The organism is Vibrio sp. Vb2131, assembly GCF_033338535.1.
Lineage (GTDB): Bacteria > Pseudomonadota > Gammaproteobacteria > Enterobacterales > Vibrionaceae > Vibrio > Vibrio alginolyticus.
The window spans coordinates 1-537 of sequence record NZ_JAWOSW010000151.1 but is presented as its reverse complement, the minus strand read 5'-3'; the positions used below and the strand labels follow the sequence as shown (position 1 = coordinate 537).

Annotated in this window: 1 pseudogene; it reads right to left on the bottom strand. The window is 45.8% G+C overall.

The features are described from left to right. Window positions 1–49: 49 nt before the first annotated feature. A pseudogene (locus R7E38_RS23315) lies at window positions 50–537 on the bottom strand (hypothetical protein); the annotation flags it as partial.

Sequence of the window (537 nt, the reverse complement as noted above, 5' to 3'; positions counted from 1 at the left end):
TCAAAGATGAGCTGTTCGGTAATGAATCAATGCTGTGGAACTATTGCATTTAAATTTTGTCAGTCACCGCAAGTGTTGCTGCAAGCACATCTTGCCCAAACATCACGCTGCGCTCAGGAGACCAACCGTACAACGGATCAGGGTGGTTGTTATTGTCTTTGAATGGCATCTCAATTGTGTACGATAAGCACTTAAATTGCTCGGCAACCCAATTTGAACCAACCGTCAGGTTTGCCTTGCCTGGTTCATCTTTGTCGTAGCCAATTTCATCTTGGAACCAGGTTTGCCTTGCCTGGTTCATCTTTGTCGTAGCCAATTTCATCTTGGAACTCTGGCGTAATAGTCAACAGTGCTTGTTTGAATGCATTTTCCAGCGCCGCTAAGTTTTCATCGTACGATGGGATGCCTTCAGAGCCTGCAACAAAGTTGTATGGGATCGCTTCATCACCATGAACATCTAAGAACATATCCACGCCCGTTTCGAGCATGCGTTCACGAACAAGGAACACCTCTGGGCTTTTCTCCATTGAAGGCGTT